Source organism: Desulfobulbaceae bacterium DB1 (assembly GCA_001914235.1).
Lineage (GTDB): Bacteria > Desulfobacterota > Desulfobulbia > Desulfobulbales > SURF-16 > DB1.
Window position 1 is genome coordinate 1 of record MQUF01000002.1, and the last position, 17,978, is coordinate 17,978.

The 17,978-nt window shown below is 53.6% G+C and carries 18 protein-coding genes and 1 pseudogene; 6 read left to right on the forward strand and 13 right to left on the reverse strand.

The window, feature by feature from the left end; genetic code table 11:
• Both BM485_00700 and BM485_00705 read left to right on the forward strand, forming a co-directional pair.
• The coding region (locus BM485_00700) for a hypothetical protein (protein ID OKY76637.1) at positions 1 to 475 on the forward strand (475 nt) is incomplete at its 5' end.
• Positions 476 to 637: 162 nt separating this feature from the next.
• Positions 638 to 1,495 (forward strand): hypothetical protein, encoded by an 858-nt coding sequence (locus BM485_00705; GenBank protein OKY76904.1) that lies wholly within the window; start codon positions 638 to 640, stop codon positions 1,493 to 1,495.
• Between the two features lie 77 nt (positions 1,496 to 1,572).
• On the opposite strand, the gene BM485_00710 is transcribed toward BM485_00705, so the two are convergent.
• On the reverse strand, positions 1,573 to 2,895 hold the full coding sequence (locus BM485_00710) for a group II intron reverse transcriptase/maturase (protein ID OKY76638.1): 1,323 nt from the start codon (positions 2,893 to 2,895) through the stop codon (positions 1,573 to 1,575).
• A 563-nt stretch (positions 2,896 to 3,458) separates the two neighbouring features.
• Here BM485_00710 and BM485_00715 point away from each other — a divergent pair.
• The 3 genes and pseudogenes from BM485_00715 to BM485_00725 all read left to right on the forward strand — a co-directional run bounded on the left by BM485_00715 (position 3,459) and on the right by BM485_00725 (position 5,057).
• Positions 3,459 to 3,668 (forward strand): annotated as a pseudogene (locus BM485_00715) (SAM-dependent methyltransferase).
• Between the two features lie 152 nt (positions 3,669 to 3,820).
• Positions 3,821 to 4,150, forward strand: coding sequence for a PemK family transcriptional regulator (locus BM485_00720; protein ID OKY76639.1), 330 nt, complete (start codon positions 3,821 to 3,823; stop codon positions 4,148 to 4,150).
• 88 nt (positions 4,151 to 4,238) lie between these two features.
• Positions 4,239 to 5,057, forward strand: coding sequence for a nitroreductase (locus BM485_00725; protein OKY76640.1), 819 nt, complete (start codon positions 4,239 to 4,241; stop codon positions 5,055 to 5,057).
• 176 nt (positions 5,058 to 5,233) lie between these two features.
• On the opposite strand, the gene BM485_00730 is transcribed toward BM485_00725, so the two are convergent.
• Both BM485_00730 and BM485_00735 read right to left on the reverse strand, forming a co-directional pair.
• On the reverse strand, positions 5,234 to 5,449 hold the full coding sequence (locus BM485_00730) for a hypothetical protein (GenBank protein ID OKY76641.1): 216 nt from the start codon (positions 5,447 to 5,449) through the stop codon (positions 5,234 to 5,236).
• A gap of 137 nt (positions 5,450 to 5,586) precedes the next feature.
• On the reverse strand, positions 5,587 to 7,827 hold the full coding sequence (locus tag BM485_00735; GenBank protein ID OKY76905.1) for a DNA helicase UvrD: 2,241 nt from the start codon (positions 7,825 to 7,827) through the stop codon (positions 5,587 to 5,589).
• Positions 7,828 to 7,942: 115 nt separating this feature from the next.
• Between BM485_00735 and BM485_00740 the strand changes: the two genes are divergently transcribed.
• Positions 7,943 to 8,335, forward strand: a complete 393-nt coding sequence (locus BM485_00740) for a pancreas/duodenum homeobox protein 1 (GenBank protein OKY76642.1) — start codon at positions 7,943 to 7,945, stop codon at positions 8,333 to 8,335.
• Between the two features lie 7 nt (positions 8,336 to 8,342).
• Here BM485_00740 and BM485_00745 read toward each other — a convergent pair whose 3' ends face one another.
• The 10 genes from BM485_00745 to BM485_00790 form a co-directional block, all read right to left on the reverse strand.
• Entirely contained in the window at positions 8,343 to 9,107 is a 765-nt protein-coding gene (locus BM485_00745) for a hypothetical protein (protein OKY76907.1), read from the reverse strand.
• Positions 9,108 to 9,126: 19 nt separating this feature from the next.
• On the reverse strand, positions 9,127 to 11,238 hold the full coding sequence (locus BM485_00750; protein OKY76906.1) for a cell division protein FtsK: 2,112 nt from the start codon (positions 11,236 to 11,238) through the stop codon (positions 9,127 to 9,129).
• A 301-nt stretch (positions 11,239 to 11,539) separates the two neighbouring features.
• Entirely contained in the window at positions 11,540 to 11,947 is a 408-nt protein-coding gene (locus BM485_00755) for a transcription antitermination factor NusB (protein OKY76643.1), read from the reverse strand.
• Entirely contained in the window at positions 11,944 to 12,411 is a 468-nt protein-coding gene (locus tag BM485_00760) for a 6,7-dimethyl-8-ribityllumazine synthase (protein ID OKY76644.1), read from the reverse strand. The genes BM485_00755 and BM485_00760 overlap by 4 nt, the downstream gene beginning before the upstream one ends.
• An 18-nt stretch (positions 12,412 to 12,429) precedes the next feature.
• Entirely contained in the window at positions 12,430 to 13,647 is a 1,218-nt protein-coding gene (locus BM485_00765; GenBank protein ID OKY76645.1) for a bifunctional 3,4-dihydroxy-2-butanone 4-phosphate synthase/GTP cyclohydrolase II, read from the reverse strand.
• A gap of 228 nt (positions 13,648 to 13,875) precedes the next feature.
• Positions 13,876 to 14,532 (reverse strand): riboflavin synthase subunit alpha, encoded by a 657-nt coding sequence (locus BM485_00770; protein OKY76646.1) that lies wholly within the window; start codon positions 14,530 to 14,532, stop codon positions 13,876 to 13,878.
• A gap of 23 nt (positions 14,533 to 14,555) precedes the next feature.
• A complete protein-coding gene (locus BM485_00775; GenBank protein OKY76647.1) occupies positions 14,556 to 15,701 on the reverse strand; it encodes a riboflavin biosynthesis protein RibD in 1,146 nt (381 codons plus the stop codon).
• On the reverse strand, positions 15,685 to 16,158 hold the full coding sequence (locus BM485_00780) for a transcriptional regulator NrdR (GenBank protein OKY76648.1): 474 nt from the start codon (positions 16,156 to 16,158) through the stop codon (positions 15,685 to 15,687). The genes BM485_00775 and BM485_00780 overlap by 17 nt, the downstream gene beginning before the upstream one ends.
• A gap of 87 nt (positions 16,159 to 16,245) precedes the next feature.
• On the reverse strand, positions 16,246 to 16,710 hold the full coding sequence (locus BM485_00785; protein OKY76649.1) for a cytidine deaminase: 465 nt from the start codon (positions 16,708 to 16,710) through the stop codon (positions 16,246 to 16,248).
• Positions 16,703 to 17,959, reverse strand: coding sequence for a serine hydroxymethyltransferase (locus BM485_00790; GenBank protein ID OKY76650.1), 1,257 nt, complete (start codon positions 17,957 to 17,959; stop codon positions 16,703 to 16,705). The genes BM485_00785 and BM485_00790 overlap by 8 nt, the downstream gene beginning before the upstream one ends.
• Positions 17,960 to 17,978 lie beyond the last annotated feature (19 nt).

The following is a 17,978-nucleotide window of genomic DNA, read 5'->3' on the forward strand; positions in this document are numbered from 1 at the left end:
TGTAGAATCTGAACAGCACCTGCTCAGGTGTCTTGTGTACATTGACTTGAATATGGTGCGTGCCGGCGTAGTCTCTCATCCGTCAGAATGGCCTTTCGGTGGATATGGAGAAATTCAGGAGCCACGCCGAAAATCTGTGTTGATAGCATATCAAAAGCTTGCTGACCTGGCAGGTTTTGCAACGTATGATGCTTTTCGGAAAACGCACAAAGAGTTGATAGACGAAGCCCTGACGCATGCGGGCACCTTCCGTCAAAGACAAAGTCAATGGACTGAGAGCATAGCGGTGGGAAGTAGAAGTTTTACCGAGATGATCAAAGAGAAATTGGGAATATTAGCCAAAGGACGCAAAATTCTTGAAAATGAGACAGGATTTCAACTTCGGGAAAGCATGGGAACCTATATTGCCAATTTTGATGGCAAAAAAGACGATATAGGGGCTCAAAACGCCTATTATTGGGATCTTAATTATTGATTTCCAAATAGTTACCGTGGCCCGACCCCAGCGGCAGCGCCCCAGCGGCACAGCGGCAACGTTGTTTCAACCTGACCGCCGGGAGCCGCGTTCTCCGAATCCAGTTCAGTGGCGGCGGCAGGTTAAAAACGGCGTTAGACAGCGGAGTAAAAAAACTTGATATTGACCCAAGGAGTAAATTTTGCCTTGCTAAGCATGCTTTTTGCGGGCATTAACGACGTAATTTTTAAAAAATATGCCGCTAAAAACCGATCAAGAGGCATGTATATTCTAGGCGTTGGTTTTACATGGGCAATTTTGCAAATTTTATACTCATCTTTCTCCATAATTTCATTCAGCTTTGATATTCTAACAATCCAATATGGGGTATTGGCAGGTATCATTTTGGCGGCAGCTAACATTTCATTAATTGAGGGTCTTACTCACATCGACGTGAGTCTTGGGTCCACCGTATACCGTCTGAACACCATTGGGGTAGTTATTCTGTCTTTTGTGTTTTTAAGTGAGAGCATTGAATTCTATAAACTAACTGGCATTATGTTTGGCATCATTTCCGTGTTGCTTTTATACAAAAGCAACAACGGCAAAACAGTCAGTCGTACAACAAAAATATTTTTTTGGTTGGTAGTATTTGCATCGTTACTTCGTGCTGCATACGGTGTTGTAACCAAAATTGGTCTACTTGCGTCAGTAGATAAGAACGCAATCATTTTATTGGCTGCGCTCTGCTGGATTGTTGGCGGGGCATTCTACGCTAAATATGTTGAAAAACGCTTTATTGTAACCAAAAGGAAGGCTCTTTATTCCTTAGTGTCTGGTGTTCTTGTATTTTGCATTGTGAATTTCCTAATTCTTGGTCTTAAAGTTGCGCAAGCTAGTGTTGTAGTGCCAATTGCAAATATGAGTTTCATTATTGCTCTGCTCCTTTCTGTTCTAATGGGAACTGAAAGGATGGATTTAAAAAAAATAGTCGCTATAGCCTTTGCTGTAGGTTCGATAGTGTTGCTTTCAAGTGTCTAATCGGGTAGCCGGGGGATTTTCTCCCCCAGCCCCCACACCACCTGGCATGCGGGTCCGCACCAGGCGGTTCCCAAAGGCTACCGAGCCGTAGCCGGGTAATGGATGTTTACCCACAGATCTTTGACAGACAGCAAACCTTGATCCTTAAGCCACTGATTGGTCATGCCCGACTGGGTGGCCAGCGTGCGGGAGAGCCGCCATGGACCTTTCCGGCTCATGCCGGCCGAAATAGCGGTTCGCAGGTAAGTTCCAAGCTTTGTCAGCTCACGAACCTTGGTGCGGCAGTATCGCCATTGCTTCCAATAGCACATGCGCACCCTGCGGCGTAGCCAGTGGTCTATTTCCGGGATTGGTCGATAATGCTCCGATTTCCCAAAGTAGCCCATCCAGCCGCGCAGGTACTCGGCCAGCTTGATAAGACGGTATTCCATGGAGACACCCCAGCTCCGGCCGGTCAGTTCCTTGACGCGCTGCTTGAATCTGGCAAACGCCTTGTCCGACCAGCGGATACTGGCTCCCTTGAAGGTAAAACCGAGAAAGGTGATCTCGTTGGTTGAGGCCACCTTGCTTTTGTCCTGATTGACCTTAAGCTTGAGCTTGCGTTCAAGAAAGCGGGTGACGCTCGCCATGACCCGTTCCGCCGCCCGGCGACTCTTCACCAAAATGACAAAGTCATCGGCGTAGCGGGCGAAACGATGTCCGCGTTTCTCCAGTTCCTTATCGAGGTCATCCAGGAGGATGTTGGCCAGAAGCGGCGACAGCGGCCCGCCCTGGGGAACGCCCTTGCGGGTTTCCTCCCTGCGGCCGTTGATCATCACCCCAGCCCGCAGGTACTTGCCGATCAGCTGCAAGACGCGCTTATCGCGCACCTTTCTGCTGACCCGGCACATGAGGACGTCGTGCTCCACGGTGTCGAAAAATTTCGCCAGGTCGGCATCCACTGCGACGCGATGTCCCTTGCGGATGTAATCACGAACCTGGTAAACGGCATTGTGGGCCGAACGTCCCGGACGGAATCCGAAACTCGATTCCGAAAAGTGCGGGTCAAAGATCGGCAGCAAAACCTGGGCAATGGCTTGTTGGATCAGGCGGTCAAGCACGGCGGGAATCCCCAGGGGGCGGGTGCCGCCTGTTGCTTTCGGGATCTCTACCCGCTTGACCGGCATGGGTTGGTAGGTGCCTGCAAAGATGGATGAACGGATTTTCTCCCAGTGTTCGCGGGCAAAGGCCAGGAAATCGTCAATGGGCATGTTATCCACGCCCGGCGCTCCCTTGTTGGCCTTGACCCGTTCCCAGGCCATGGTCATGTTCGGCCGGGAAAGAATCTGTTCCAGCAGGTGTTCATCGGGATTGGGCGGATCTGCAACGCGCCGACCATTCGCTCCCCCGGACGGGTTCATGGCGTTGGTCGAGCTTGCCGGGCCTTTTCCCTGCTCTGAGTTCGGTCCTTCGTTCCCATGAGAGGAACTACTATGACCTCGGCTGACTCCTGCCCGGTCTTCCGACATGTTTCCATGCCGGATGCTGCCCGATGTTGCCTGGACCGCCTGCCGGGCAGGTCTCCCCGGATAAGGACGTGATCTGTCGCTACACAACCGCGGCATTTACCGTGCCTCCTAAACCCGGGGCTTTGTCATGTTGTGCTGACTTACCCGGAGGCTTGGCCTTGTATGCCATTTCTGTTCGTCGGCTCATAGTTTTGCGCTCCAGCTTCCTTCGGACGATCCCTCGCGAGATCGCCCTTGCTTTCGGCTAGTATTTTGTTCCTGTCTCACGACAGTAACGGGTTTACATACAGGGGACTTTCACCCCATAAGATCACGCCCATGCCGGGCGTACACAAGGCTAATGCAGCCGACGCAAAAAGCCGCGCGGCTGATTAGCACTGTTATACACAATAGGAATCATCGTGGAGTTATCAGAAGTAGTACCGTGGGGAAGATCCTTCAGCGAGTACAAAGAAATGTTCTCGCTATCAAGTGACGATCTTAGAAAGAAGTTACTTGGCTGTGGAGATGGGCCAGCTTGTTTTAATGCAGAATTATCTGCCAACGGTGGTAACGTAATATCAATTGACCCAATATATCAGTTCAGCGCTATTCAAATCCAATCAAGGATTGAAGAGGTTTATCCTCGGATAATGGATCAAGTGTCAAAAAACAAAGAGGATTATGCCGGCCGGATGGGGTCGGGCCACGCTAACTATTTAAAAGTAAAAGCAATAAGTATCAATTTGTGCCCATATTTCAGTTTATAATGGCGATTTTGATGTCAAAAATACAAATATAGATGGTTCTATTGGCGTAATGGCAAGGGCAAAGAGGCATTATCTTCCAGGACAAATATGGCACCTTACTCACCGATGCCATAAAAGTAGTTACCGTGGCCCTATTCAAGGACCTATTTAATTCAAGCAACATAAACACGGTTGTTGTCTGCACTTTGACATCAAATTTAAAAAGAGGACAGGCCCCTGGAAACATAACCCTAAATATGGGGGAAGCTAATTTGCCTAAAAAAAACGTTGTCAATATTTCCCAGATCTATACGGTCAACAAAAGTGAATTGACAGAATTAATTGGCAAGGTATCGGAAAAAAGAATGGGCGAAATTCTTGAAGGACTGAAATTACTCACTGAGCCAAAGAGTTTATGAAGAAAGGGGTCACCCATTAAAAGAGTGAGGTTCGTTGATTTAAAGAGAAAAGCCGAGCAATCGCATTGAGGAATAAAAGGAGGCTACAATGATCCAGTTTCACGTTGATGAGGAGCTCTGCATCCAGTGTGGCGAATGCGAGGTTGAATGTCCGGCCGGGGTCATCACCCTGGAGGAGTTCCCGGTGATCACCGACGAGCAGGGCTGCTTTCAGTGCCAGCACTGTCTTGCCGTATGCCCCACCGCTGCCGTATCGATTCTCGGTAGAAATCCCGATGAGAGTGTTGTGCTTGCCGGCAATATGCCGGACCCCGCCCGGCTGGCAACCCTGATCAAGGGCCGGCGGTCCGTCCGCCGTTATAAGCAGGAGGACCTGCCGCCTGAAATGATTGACGAGCTGCTGGAGATTGCCTGCCATGCCCCGACTGGCGTCAACGCCCGCAGCGTGCTGTTCACCGTGGTCAAGCAGCGGACGGTCATGGATACCCTGCGGGCAGAGGTGATGGCGCGTCTGGCGCACCTGAAGGATAGCGGGCAATTGCCGGAGGGCTTTCTCGGCCAGTATCTCGGCCGGGCCGTGCAGGCCTGGCAGGAGGCGGGCAAGGACATCATCTTCCGGGGGGCGCCGCATCTGCTGGTGACAAGCGCCCCGCAGGACGCCCCCTGTCCGGTGCAGGACACCCACATCGCCCTGACCACCTTCCAGCTCATGGCCCATGCCCGGGGTGTCGGCACGGTGTGGGACGGCCTGTTCATGATGGTGGTCTCCCTCTGCCCCGACCTGGTCGGTCGGCTCGGCATCCCGGCAAATCACACCCTGGGATTTGCCATGGCCTTTGGAGCGCCGGCTGTGGAATACCACCGCACGGTGCAGCGCGGCCCGGCCCTGGTCAATGTTGTCAAGTGATGGAGCGGGGGAGGATTCTCATGCAGAGCAAGCGGCGTTCTGTTATCCGTTGTCGACCGGCTTGCCGGAGTTAGGTTTCCAGACTTCCCTGGTTGTTTTTCAGCAGGGTTAGATTGTGCATGCGTAGCGCGCCACAATCTGCAGAACACCGGCGGTGCCGCACGAAAATCCCCTGCTCAGGAAGCAAATGCCGGCTCGGACTCCTGTCGGCGGTGGAAATCAATTCCTCCCATCGACGCGGCCGGATAATAGGGACAGGCCGCATGGTCTTTCCCGCACAGATTCTCAAGCTCCGATATGCTGGGGACATACCTGCCCTGTCTGGCTTGACAGGCGGCAACCTGCCAGGAAAACAAGTCGTTTGCATAAACGGACAAATAGCAACATTTCATAATCATCCTCCTTGAATTTTCAAAGAAGATACATCATGCATATTAGGATGCTGTCAGGATATGTTTAGATTTCTATTGCGCCGTCTGCCCCAGGAAATTTCCCCGGCTTTGCTCCTGATTATTTTTTCTGTTTCAAATCAAGCTATTACCAGATTGGCATAATCAAGCCGCAGGGTTTTCAGGCCGTGGCGGGGGAAAAAAACATCAACGGTTTTGTCGCCCGCTATTTTTTGCACCTGGCCGTTGCCGAAAAATCCGTGTTTCACCTGCATGCCGAGACTGAGATCGCGGGTTGAGGTGATTTTACCGCCGAGCTGATCCGGCGCTGAAACGGCTGTGCCCCTCGCTGCCGGGTACGCTGAGGATGTCTGCGCCGGTATCGCCGGGGAATGCACTCCGTATGCGCCGAAACCGGTTCCTCCGGCAGGGCTGTTTTGAACGAGTCCCGGCGGCAGGTCGGCAAGAAAGGGAGATATGGAGGAATAATGGCGTGATCTGTCGGGAGCGATGGTTTCCCTGGGATAGCAAAAAAAGAGCCGTGATTTCGCCCTGGTCGCAGCCACGTAGAGAAGTCGCCTTTCCTCTTCATACTGGTCGGGAAAAGCGGCGCAATGGGAGGAAGGGAATTTGCCGTCGGCCAGGGTGATGACAAAAACCGTGTCCCATTCCAGGCCTTTGGCCGAATGAACCGTCGACAGAATGAGGGTATCCTTGACCTGCGCGGCAAAAGGATCGGTTAATTCAGGCGGATCAAGGGCCGTATCATCTAAAAATGACCGCAGATCCTTATACCCGGCGACGATAATCTTCAACTGCTCCAGATCACGGCTGCGGCTGGGAAAGTCATCATGATACAGCCGTTCAAAGACCGGCTGGTAATATTCCATGACCCGGTCAAATCGGCCGGCAGGAGAAAGACCGCCGCGCATGTCGTAAAACATTTTCACCAGTTCCTGGAAATCCTGCCGCCAGGCGGGGGCGGCATTGAAATTTTTGAGAACGGCAAGATGGTCTTCCGCGGTCCGCAGGGATTCAACGATTTTCTGGACGGTTTTTGGTCCGACCTTGGGCAAATGGAGCAGAATCCTGTTCCAGGACAGGGTATCTTCATGATTTTCCACCAGCCGCAGATAGGAAAGCACATCTTTCACATGAGCGGTTTCAGTCAGTTTCAATCCGCCTCTTTTTTCAAAAGGAATCCGGCTGTTGCTCAATTCAAGTTCAAGTTTGTAGGAATGATAGCCGGAGCGGAAGAGAACGGCCATCTCGTGATAGGGAAGGCCCTTTTCATGCAGTTCGATGATTTGTTTGGTGACAAAGCGGGCCTGCTCCCCTTCATCACGCGCGGCGAAGATCGACGGTTTCTCGCCGCCGGCAATGGAACTGAAAAGTTTTTTGGTGTATTTTTCCCGAGCCTGTTCGATGATGGCGTTGGTGGCTTGCAGAATCGTTTCGCTGCTTCGATAATTTTCCTCAAGCCGGATGAGCCTGGTGCCCGGGAAAATCTTCGGGAAATCCATGATATTGCGAAAATCAGCGCCCCTGAAACTATAGATGGACTGGCTGTCGTCACCCACGGCCATGACGTTGTCATGCTCGGAGGCCACCAGTCTGACGATTTCCGCCTGAATATGATTGGTATCCTGGTATTCATCCACCATCACATAGCGGAAACGGGACGACACCTCCCGCCGGACATCCTCATTGCGCGCCAGCAGATCACGAAAATGAACCAGCAGGTCGTCATAATCCATCAGGCCGTGATCACGCTTGAACTGATGATAATGGTCGCGTATGCGCAGCAAGTCGCCGAGAAATTCAATCAGGTGGACGTATTGGGCCGCGACCAGCTCCTCAAAGGGAAAGGACTTGTTGACCGAGCCGCTGATGATATTTAGGATAACCCTTTTCGAGGGAAAACGTTTGCCGGCGCCCCCTAAATCAAGGGACGACTTGATGAGATTGACGATGCCCTCGGCATCGGCCCGATCCAGGATGGTGAAGTTGGGTTCGTAGCCGATATGGCGTCCATAACGGCGCAGAAGCAGATTGGCAACGGCATGAAAAGTTCCGCCCATCACCCGTTGGCAGGAATCATCGAGCAGATTGGCCGCCCGGCCGATCATTTCATGGGCAGCCTTGCGGGTAAAGGTCAGCAGCAGGATATTTTCCGGCGACACCCCCTGCTCGACAAGATGAACAAGCCGGTACACCAGGGTGCGCGTCTTGCCGCTGCCCGCACCGGCAATAACCAGCACCGGCCCGTTGATGCAATGCACCGCCTCAAACTGGGCGGCATTGAGGTCATTTGCTTTGATACGGGAATTTCCCGGTTCCCCGCCCATCGTGTCCACCGGAAAAAGGCTTTGCTGTTTCATGAAGAATTGTATTTTTATTTTAAATTTGACCAGAAGTTTCAAAAAAAGTAGTATGAAAAATATAAACAATATTAAAAGACTACGTATTATTATCCATACCGGAGGTTTGCTGTAAATGGCTGAGATAAACGACATATTCACCGACGACGTCCTTCGGGAGCTCTTCCCCCGGCAACGCGCTGATGAATTTTTTGAAGCCCTGTTCGGAGATGCCGCCGAGGGTGCTTACGATATTTCCCTTAAATTCACCAATCACCTGCCCGAAACACAGGAATTGTATTTTGCCCTGCATCTCATCCAGCGGCCCAACAAATGTCTGGCATGCAACCTCACTTACGGACTGCCCGAGGTTTTTTCCAGACACCCGGTGATCAATATCAAGGGGCTTGTCGCCGATATCGAGAAACGGCTCGGCGGCAGCCCGAAATGCAAGGGATGGGCGCTCAAACACACCAAGTCCGTCTCCAGCGCCCTGCACATCATTCCGCTTGTCATCACCCTGGAGTAAACCGCTTTCAGGCCACCAGGGCCGGCAACCTTTCAAAAAAACGACCGACATCCTCGGGCCGATGGGCATCGGAACCGGCAACCAGGCTGACGCCCATGCCCATCGCCTCCCGCACTATCCAGGGCGCGGGAAACGGCTGGTTGCGCAGGGCATAACCCGAGGTGTTGACCTCAAGGGCAATCTTTCTTTTCTCCATCGATGCCAGAATTGTTCGCAGGGCCGCGACATGCCGGTCGGCTAACGAGAAATTCGAACAATGGCGCAACACCGCGTCCAGATGGCACACCACATTTGCGGGAATCACCTCGATCGCCTGTTTCAAGCCGTCAAAATAGGCGTCAGCCACGGTGGCGAAACCGATTTTTCCCATCAGCTCAAGGTTGATTTTCCTGCGACTCACCACGTTGACGAAAACATCCCCATGCCGGACGTAATGATAGGACAGGCCGATGCGGTGCCACCTGTATCGCCGAAGAAAATCAATCGTTTCCTCGAATCTTTCCGGATTCGCCCCGACCTCGACACCGACACCGACGTCGATCAGCCCCTGATACCTGGCGGCCAGACGCCGCCCTTCCTCATGATAAAAGGCGAAATCATCATCGGTCAGCCAGGTGCGTTCGAAATAGGAGATGCCGGTTTCATAATGCTCGAGGAAAATTATTCTCCCCAGCCCGGCTTTCAACGCAGCCTCGACATAGTCCTCCATTTCGCCGACAGCGTGAAGGCAAAGCCGGGTGTGGACGTGGCCGTCAGTGGTTATGTCGATTATCGGCGAGGCCATCAAACCATCAATAATTTTTCTTGGCCAGAATCTCGCGCGGCTTCGCCCCGTCGGATGGCCCGATGACACCTTCCTTTTCCATGGTTTCGATCATGCGCGCCGCCCGGTTGTAACCGACCCGCAGACGCCGCTGGATCATGGAAATGGAAGCCTGGCCCGCTTCGCAGACAAAGGCCACCGCCTCATCGTATTTTTCGTCGAAATCCTCATCCCCGCCGTTCTCCGAATTGTTATCTTCCTTTTCCACCACCTGCATGACCGATTCATCATACCGGGGGGAGGCCTGCTCCTTGAGGAAATTAACGATCCGCTCCGATTCGTGCTCGGAGATATAGGCGCCGTGTATCCGTTTCAGCCGCGACGAGCCGGGAGGCAGCAGCAGCATGTCGCCGGCGCCGAGGAGATGCTCGGCCCCGCTTGTATCGAGAATGGTGCGGGAATCGATCTTGGAAGAAACCTTGAAGGACATCCTGGTGGGGAAATTCGCCTTGATCAGTCCGGTCAGGACATCCACCGAAGGACGCTGGGTCGCCAGGATGAGATGCATGCCGGCGGCGCGGGCCATCTGAGCCAGTCGTGCCACGGCGGTTTCCACCTCATTGGATGAAACCATCATCAAATCAGCCAGCTCATCAATAATAATGACGATGTAGGGCAGCTTTTCTTCCGCGCTTTCGTTATAGCTTGCAAAACTCTTGACCCGCTGTTCCTCCATGAGCAGGTAGCGGCGCTCCATCTCCCTGACAGCCCATTGCAGGGCGCGGCTGGCCATTTTCGGGTCAACCACCACGGGATGCAGCAGATGCGGTATCGCCTCATAGGTGGACAGCTCGATCCGCTTCGGATCCACCATCAACAACCGCACCTCATCAGGGGTTGCCTTGAACAGTATGCTGCAGATGATGGTATTGATCGCCACGCTTTTGCCGGCCCCGGTGGCGCCGGCAATGAGCAGATGCGGCATGCGGGCCAGATCAGTGCACACCGGGCGGCCGACCACGTCCATGCCGAGGCCCAGGGTGAGCTTTGATTCCGCCTTTTGGAATTTTTCGGTGGCCATTATGTCGCGAATGGTCACTATTTTTCGGTGCGGGTTGGGAATTTCAATACCCAGGGCGGATTTGCCGGGAATGGAGCCGACAATCCGGACGCTTTCCGCCTGCAGTCCCAAGGCAAGGTCATCGGCCAGGGCAACAATCTTGTTTATCTTCACCCCTGGGGCCGGGGCAAATTCATAGGTGGTGATCACCGGTCCGGGAGAGATACCGGTAACCTTTCCCTGGACGCCGAAATCGGCCAGTTTCAATTCAAGGGCCCGGCTGACCTCGATATAATGTTCCCGGTCGATTTTCACCTCGTCCTCGGGCGAAAGGTCCAGCAAGCCGATTGAAGGGAGATGATACTCGCCCGATTTCACCGGCAACGGCTGGAAGTCTGTGGCGACCGTATTGCTCCTCACGGTAACCGGTTCATGCAGCTGAGGAATGATCAGCGGCAGCGGTCCGGGATCATCCACGCCCTTTTCTTTGCCCGCGACCGGCGATTGCGGCGGATTTCCCGCTTTTTCCTTCAACTGACGACGTTCGCGAATTTTCCTGTTCAAGGTGCCGCAGGTGGTTACCATTCGCTTGCCGACGAAAAAGGGAGAAAAGCGAACCGTTGCCATGAGCGACAGGACAAGGAGGGTAAGAAAAAAAAGAAACGCGCCGGTCCAGCCGACAAATTTTGATATAAAATCAAAGAGATTGGCGCCCACATACCCGGCCAAAGGATAATCCCGACCGAAAAACGGCAGGTTTTCCCAGGACAGAGAGCCGAAAAGCCCGCTGCTCGCCAGCAACAGCCCGGTACAGCCGCCGCAGATAAAGGGCAGTCGATTGAGGGAAGAATCGGCGAAAAATATTGAGAGGCCGAAAAAGAAGAGAAGAACCGGGAACCAGAAGGAACTGAGCCCGAGAAAACCGAGAAGAAAAGTCGCCAGGAAATGGCCGACCATGCCGCACCAGTTGGCAGCGGAAGCGCCGGCGGAATTTTCCACGGGCGGGGTGAAACTGACAAGACAGAGCAGCAGAAAAAGGGCGGAGACCAATGCCAATACAGCAGCAACCTCCTGCCCCAGGGTGGGATGGTACGATTGTTTTTTTATGCCGTTTGCCATATGTGACAGACTTGTGAAAAGCGAAAAATTTACCACAGAGCACACAGGGCACACAGAGTACACAGAGATAACTCCATGTAATAAAAAATATTTCTCTGTGATCTCTGTGGTGAAAAAAAATGATTTTTCACGAAACCATCATATGTGATGATCTCGTAAAAACTATAATCAACCCGCAGAGAACGCTGAAATTACCGGTAATAACAAAAAGATTCCTCTGTGATCTCCGCGGTGGAAAAAGACTTTTTACGAAGCCGGCAAGCTATGCTTTTCTGACGCTGCGACACATGGAATCCAGGATGCCGTTAATGAAGGGCGCGGCGTCATCGGTGCTGAAGCGCTTGGCTATTTCAATCGCTTCATTGAGAGCGACGGATGCCGGAACATCGTTCATGTGGGTCAGTTCAAAGGCGGCGATGCGGAGAATATTACGGTCGATGACGGCCATGCGGGTCAGCCGCCAGTTCTTCGCATGATCCTCGATCAACGTGTTCAATTCCTGCCAGTGCAGGCGAATGCCTTCGACAAGTTCCTGGGCATAGGGAACCGCTTTTTTATTGACGTCGAAATGATCACTCATCCCGGCGACATCCGCCTCAAAATTACCGCTCTGATCAATCTGATAAAGGCATTGGAGGGCGAGTTCCCTTGATTTCCGTCGAAGACTCATGTGAGATTCTTGAGCAGATTGACCATTTCAACCGCGGCTGAGGCGCACTCGGAGCCCTTGTTTCCCGCCTTGGAACCGGCCCTTTCAATGGCCTGTTCGATGGTGTCGGTGGTCAGCACGCCGAAAATGATCGGCACGCCGGTGTCCATGCTTGCCTGGGCGATCCCCTTGGCCGCCTCATTGGCAACGAAATCAAAATGCGGGGTTGCGCCCCGGATCACCGCGCCGAGACAGATAACCGCATCGTAGCGGGCGGAACGCGCCATTTTCAACGCCACCAGAGGTATCTCATAGGCACCGGGCACCCGGGCTATCTCGATATCATCATCGCCCGCGCCGGAACGCAGCAGGGTGTCAAGGGCGCCTTCCAGCAGACGCTCCGCGATAAAAGAATTGAAACGGGCCAGCACGATACCGATTTTCTGCCCCTCAGCCTGTAAATTTCCTTCAAAATACTTTGCCATTTTTTACTCCGATTCCCTTTATTCTTCCGAGCTATCCAGTTCAAGCAGATGGCCCATTTTGTCTTTTTTGCAGCGCAGATACCCGATGTTGTCCGGCACCGGATGCATTTCAATTTTCACCCGGTCGACAACCTGCAGGCCGTATCCCTCAAGACCGACGATTTTCTTCGGGTTGTTGGTCATGAGCTTCATCTTGCTCACCCCGAGGTCCCGCAGAATCTGGGCGCCGATGCCGTAATCGCGCAAATCCGCCTTGAAACCCAGTTCAAGATTGGCTTCAACCGTATCCATCCCCTTGTCCTGCAGGGCATAGGCCTTGATCTTGTTGGCCAGTCCGATGCCCCTGCCTTCCTGATGCATATAAAGAATGACCCCGCTGCCCTCCTTGTCGACCATGCGCATGGCCGCCTGCAGCTGGCCGCCGCAGTCGCAGCGCATGGAACCGAAAACATCTCCGGTCAGACACTCCGAGTGAACCCGGACCAGAACCGGTTTATCCGGACGGATATCACCCTTGACCAGGGCCAGGTGCTCAAAATCATCCACATCGTTGGTATAGACGATGGCCTTGAACTCACCGCCGTATCGGGTAGGCATTCGTGTTTCAGCGGCCCGGTGCACAAGTTTGTCTTTTTGCATTCTGTAGCTGATGAGATCGGCAATGGTGGCGATCTTCAAACCATGTTTCTCGGCAAAAACATCAAGATCAGGCATGCGGGCCATGGTGCCGTCTTCGTTCATGATCTCACAGATGACCCCTGCGGGGGTAAGCCCTGCCAGCCGGGACATATCCACCGAGCCTTCGGTCTGCCCGGTGCGCACCAGGACGCCGCCGCGTCGTGCCCGTAAAGGAAAAACATGGCCGGGGCTGACGAGGTCTTCCGGTTTGACATCGGGAGAAACCGCCGCCTGAATGGTACGGGCCCTGTCCGCCGCGGAAATACCGGTGGTAACCCCATGGCGCGCCTCGATGCTGACCGTGAATGCCGTTTCATAAGGGGACTGATTGTTCTGCACCATCATGGGCAGCTTCAGCCGGTCAAGGAGCTCCGGGGTCAGGGTGAGACAGATCAAGCCGCGGCCGTGGGTGGCCATGAAGTTGATGGCTTCCGGCGTGGCCATCTGCGCCGCCATGTATAAATCACCCTCGTTTTCCCGATCCTCATCATCTACCAGGATGATCATCTTGCCTGATCGAATGTCCTCTATTGCCTCTTCAATACTGCTTACCGGCATATTATTCACCTGTTTCCGGCCGGGCCGGAAATTAAATATTGGTAACTATCCCACAGCACCGCATCTGCGGCACTGCTGAACAGTTACAGTGCGTGGTTTTATTTACTTTGTCGCCATGAAGCTGGATAGTGACAAATATTGCTGAAATAGTAATTTTGCTCAATCGGTGCAACCAAATCCGACCAAAATCCGGACGCGATCCAGGTATATTAATATTTTCCAAGTCCCTTAAAAAAACCCGTGCTCAGCCAGAAAGGCGGAGCTGATTTTCGACGGTTGCGGTTTTTTCCCGCTGTCATTGAACAGCAGCAGCTTTTCCACATACTTGCCGATGAGGTCAACCTCGATATTGACCATGTCTCCCTGGTTGAGACGCCCCAGAGTCGTCACTTCCAGGGTATGAGGGATAATGGCCACGGAAAAGGTTTTGTCATCGCAGGAATTCACCGTGAGGCTGATGCCGTTGATGGTAATCGACCCCTTTTCAATAATGTATTTCCCCTGGCCCTCGGGAACCGCAAAAACAAAACGGACAAAATCCCCCTCCGGTCTTCGTGCAAGCACCGGGGTGACGGCATCAACGTGACCGCTGACCAGATGACCGCCCAGACGATCAGAAAGCCGCAAGGCCCGTTCCAGATTCATCATCATGCCGAGTCCGATATCGCCGAGAGTGGTGCGCGACAGGCTCTCGGGCGACACATCCACCTCAAACCGGCGCCCGGCAATTTTTTTTGCCGTCAGGCAGACCCCGTTGCAGGCGATGGATTCGCCCTCCTGCGGATCGGCAAGGTCGAAATCCGCCTCAACGCCGAAAACCAATCCTCCGCCGGCAGGTCGTTTTTCTATCAGCTTTCCCTTTCCCTGAATGATTCCGGTAAACATTGTTCCTGGCTCAGCCCTTGAAATTAATCATTGCCGGTTCCATGCGCCAGCACAAATGATGAAGAAAAAATCCCTTCCACCAGCACGTCGTCGTCAAACCTTTTGACCCGGCTGGTGACAAAACGTCGTCCGTCCCGCACCGAGGCCAGAGATAATGTATCAACCACGGGTACCGCATCGGCGCCCAGAAAAAAGGGGGCCAGAAAAATACTGACCTGATCAACCAGCCCGGCCCGGAGAAAGGAACCATGAACCCGGCCTCCCCCCTCAACCAGCAGACTGGTGATCTGATTTTTTCCGAGTTCACGAAGAACCTGCGCCAGGTCGAGAAAACCGTTCTCTCCGGTGCCGACGGGAATAACGCGGGCGCCGGCTTTTTCCAGGGATTTTCTTTTTCGGGCATCAGGATTATCGGCGCAGAAAATCCAGGTCGGGGCAGAGGATTGCCGGCGCAGCATTTGAGCGTCGAGCGGCAGCCGAAGTTTCCCGTCAAGCACGACACGCAGGGGGTCTTTTCCTTTTTTCCCCGGCAGTCTCGTTGTCAAGGATGGATCATCGGCAAGCGCGGTGCCGGCCCCGACCAGGATAGCGTCCACCCGGTGGCGCAGACGGTGCACCTCGCGTCTGGACTTTTCATTGGTGATCCAGCCGCTTTGTCCGTCGGCAGCGGCGATTCTTCCGTCAAGGGTGCAGCCGGCCTTCATGATCACCCAGGGCAGCCCGGTGACGATATGCTTGATAAAAGGAAAATTCAACCGCCGGCATTCATCAGCCAGAACATTCCGGCGCACGTCAAGCCCCTTTTCCCGCAGAAAATCGCACCCACCGCCGGCAACGAGCGGGTTCGGATCAAGCATCCCCACCACAACCCGCTTAATTCCGCTTGCAAGGATCGCCAGGGTGCAGGGAGGGGTGCGGCCCGTATGGTTGCAGGGCTCCAGGGTGACATAGATGGTGGCCCCGTGAGCCGCATCACCCGCCGCCCGGAGTGCATGAATTTCGGCATGGGGGGTGCCGGCCTTTTTATGATACCCCGTGCCGACGATGCTGCCGTCCCTGACCACCACCGCGCCGACGGCTGGATTGGGAGATGTTGCGCCCAGTCCCTTGCGTGCCTCCCGCAACGCCCTTTTCATGAAAGCGATGTCGGGATCAGTCTTTTTTTTCATCTTCCCGGCCGCTCAGCAGCCCCTTCAGCTCATCCATGAATTCATTCAGGTCCTTGAATTGCCGATAAACCGAGGCAAATCGTACATAGGCGACCTCGTCGATTGTGCGCAGGGCATCCATGACTCGTGCGCCGACCAGCCGGACCGGAATCTCCCGCTCCCCCATATCCTGCAGTTCCCTTTCCAGATTGTCGACAAACTCCTCGATCTGGGTCATGCTGACCGGTCTTTTCTCGCATGCCTTTTTCAGCCCGGCAACGACCTTGTTCCGATCCCATGGTTCGCGGCGATCATCCTTTTTGATGAGCATCGGCATGCTCACTTCCAATCTTTCGTAGGTGGTGAAACGTCTGCCGCAGGAGTCGCAGAGACGACGACGGCGGGTAATCGTGTAATCTTTATTGAGGCGGGAATCGACCACCTTATTATCAAGTTGGCCACAGTAGGGACATTTCATGATTAAGCCTGCAATAAACGAAAAAAAGAACAAAGACCACGGGAAGAATGACTTATCCTGGGCCGGATTCGGAGCCGGGAATACTCTTTATTCACCACTCTCCATCTGAATCAAAGGAATACCGGCCTCGGCAAGCATGGAAGCCGCGAGAAAATCCGCATAGCCGTCTTTGTAGTAAATAGCTTTCACCCGGGCGTTTATCAGCATTTTGCTGCAGATGGAGCACGGCATATTGGTGCAATAGACAGTGGAATCTTCAACACTGACACCGTGGAGAGCCGCCTGAATAATGGCATTCTGTTCCGCATGCAGCCCCCGGCAAAGCTCATGCCTTTCGCCGGAAGGGATATTCTGCTGCTCACGCAGGCAACCGACTTCCAGGCAGTGGCGCACCTTGGTCGGCGCGCCGTTATAGCCGGTGGCGATTATTCTTTTGTCTCTGACCAGGATAGCACCAACCTTTCTCCGGGTGCAGGTTGATCGCTGGGCGACAAGCTGGGTGATGGCGAGAAAATATTCGGACCAGGAAGGCCGTTGGACGGGATCACTCATCTTCTCGTTCTAAATGAGGATAGAGAGGAAACATATCACACAGCATGCGCACTTCCAGCCGTATGGTCCCCAAAGCTTCCTTGTTGTGGCGGTTGTCGATCGCCCGGTTGATCCAATCGGCAATGCGGGCCATTTCCGGCTCTTTCAACCCCCTGGTGGTAACCGCCGGGGTGCCGATCCTGACGCCGCCCGTCACAAATCGGCTCTGGGTGTCAAAGGGGATGGCGTTTTTGTTCACCGTCAGGCCCGCATCCTCCAAAACTTTTTCCGCCTCTTTGCCGGTTATATTCTTGTTGTTCAAATCAACCAGAAGCAGATGATTGTCCGTGCCGCCGGAAACAAGCTGAAAACCGAATTTCTGCAGATTTTCCCCCAGGGCCCTGGCATTTTTGACAACCTGGGCCTGATAGATTTTGAACTCGTCACTCATCGCTTCCTTGAAACTCACCGCCTTGGCGGCAATGACATGGACAAGAGGCCCACCCTGGATGCCGGGGAATATCTTGCTGTTCAGCTTCTTGCCGAACTCTTCCTTGGCCAGGATGAGACCGCCGCGCGGACCACGCATGGTCTTATGGGTGGTGGTGGTGACAAAATGGGCATGAGGCACCGGTGAAGGATGGATGCCCGCCGCCACGAGCCCGGCAATATGGGCCATGTCTACCATGAAAAGGGCATTTACCTTGTCGGCGATTTTACGAAAGGCGGCGAAATCAATAATGCGGGGATAGGCGCTGGCCCCGGCAACGATCATCTTCGGCTTCTCGGCCAGGGCGATGCGTTCAACCTCGTCCATGTCGATTCTGCCGGTTTCCTTATTGAGGCCGTAGGAAACAAACTGAAACAATTGCCCGGAAAAGTTGACGCTGCTGCCGTGGGTCAGATGGCCGCCATGGGCCAGATCCATGCCGAGTACCTTATCGCCCGGCTGCAGTGTGGCGAAATAAACCGCCATGTTTGCCTGGCTGCCGGAATGGGGCTGGACGTTGGCGTATTCAGCGCCGAAAAGTTCCCTGGCGCGGGATATGGCCAAGGACTCGACCTCGTCGGCATATTCACAGCCGCCATAATAGCGTTTGTTGGGGTACCCCTCGGCGTACTTATTGGTAAAAATCGACCCCTGCGCTTCAAGCACCGCGGGGCTGACAATATTTTCCGAGGCAATGAGCTCAAGCTGATTGGTTTGACGCTCAAGTTCATACTTTATGGCCCGAAACACTGCCGGATCAACATCCTTTAGAAATGACATATATTTTCTGTCTAAAAGG

Coding starts and splice junctions, on each gene's coding strand:
- BM485_00735 (OKY76905.1), bottom strand. CDS start 7,827: ATGAAACAGCAAAGCCTTTTTCCGGTGGACACGATGGGCGGGGAACCG.
- BM485_00755 (OKY76643.1), bottom strand. CDS start 11,947: ATGAGTCTTCGACGGAAATCAAGGGAACTCGCCCTCCAATGCCTTTAT.
- BM485_00730 (OKY76641.1), bottom strand. CDS start 5,449: ATGAAATGTTGCTATTTGTCCGTTTATGCAAACGACTTGTTTTCCTGG.
- BM485_00775 (OKY76647.1), bottom strand. CDS start 15,701: ATGAAAAAAAAGACTGATCCCGACATCGCTTTCATGAAAAGGGCGTTG.
- BM485_00710 (OKY76638.1), bottom strand. CDS start 2,895: ATGAACCCGTCCGGGGGAGCGAATGGTCGGCGCGTTGCAGATCCGCCC.
- BM485_00785 (OKY76649.1), bottom strand. CDS start 16,710: ATGAGTGATCCCGTCCAACGGCCTTCCTGGTCCGAATATTTTCTCGCC.
- BM485_00780 (OKY76648.1), bottom strand. CDS start 16,158: ATGAAATGTCCCTACTGTGGCCAACTTGATAATAAGGTGGTCGATTCC.
- BM485_00740 (OKY76642.1), top strand. CDS start 7,943: ATGGCTGAGATAAACGACATATTCACCGACGACGTCCTTCGGGAGCTC.
- BM485_00765 (OKY76645.1), bottom strand. CDS start 13,647: ATGCCGGTAAGCAGTATTGAAGAGGCAATAGAGGACATTCGATCAGGC.
- BM485_00770 (OKY76646.1), bottom strand. CDS start 14,532: ATGTTTACCGGAATCATTCAGGGAAAGGGAAAGCTGATAGAAAAACGA.
- BM485_00760 (OKY76644.1), bottom strand. CDS start 12,411: ATGGCAAAGTATTTTGAAGGAAATTTACAGGCTGAGGGGCAGAAAATC.
- BM485_00790 (OKY76650.1), bottom strand. CDS start 17,959: ATGTCATTTCTAAAGGATGTTGATCCGGCAGTGTTTCGGGCCATAAAG.
- BM485_00725 (OKY76640.1), top strand. CDS start 4,239: ATGATCCAGTTTCACGTTGATGAGGAGCTCTGCATCCAGTGTGGCGAA.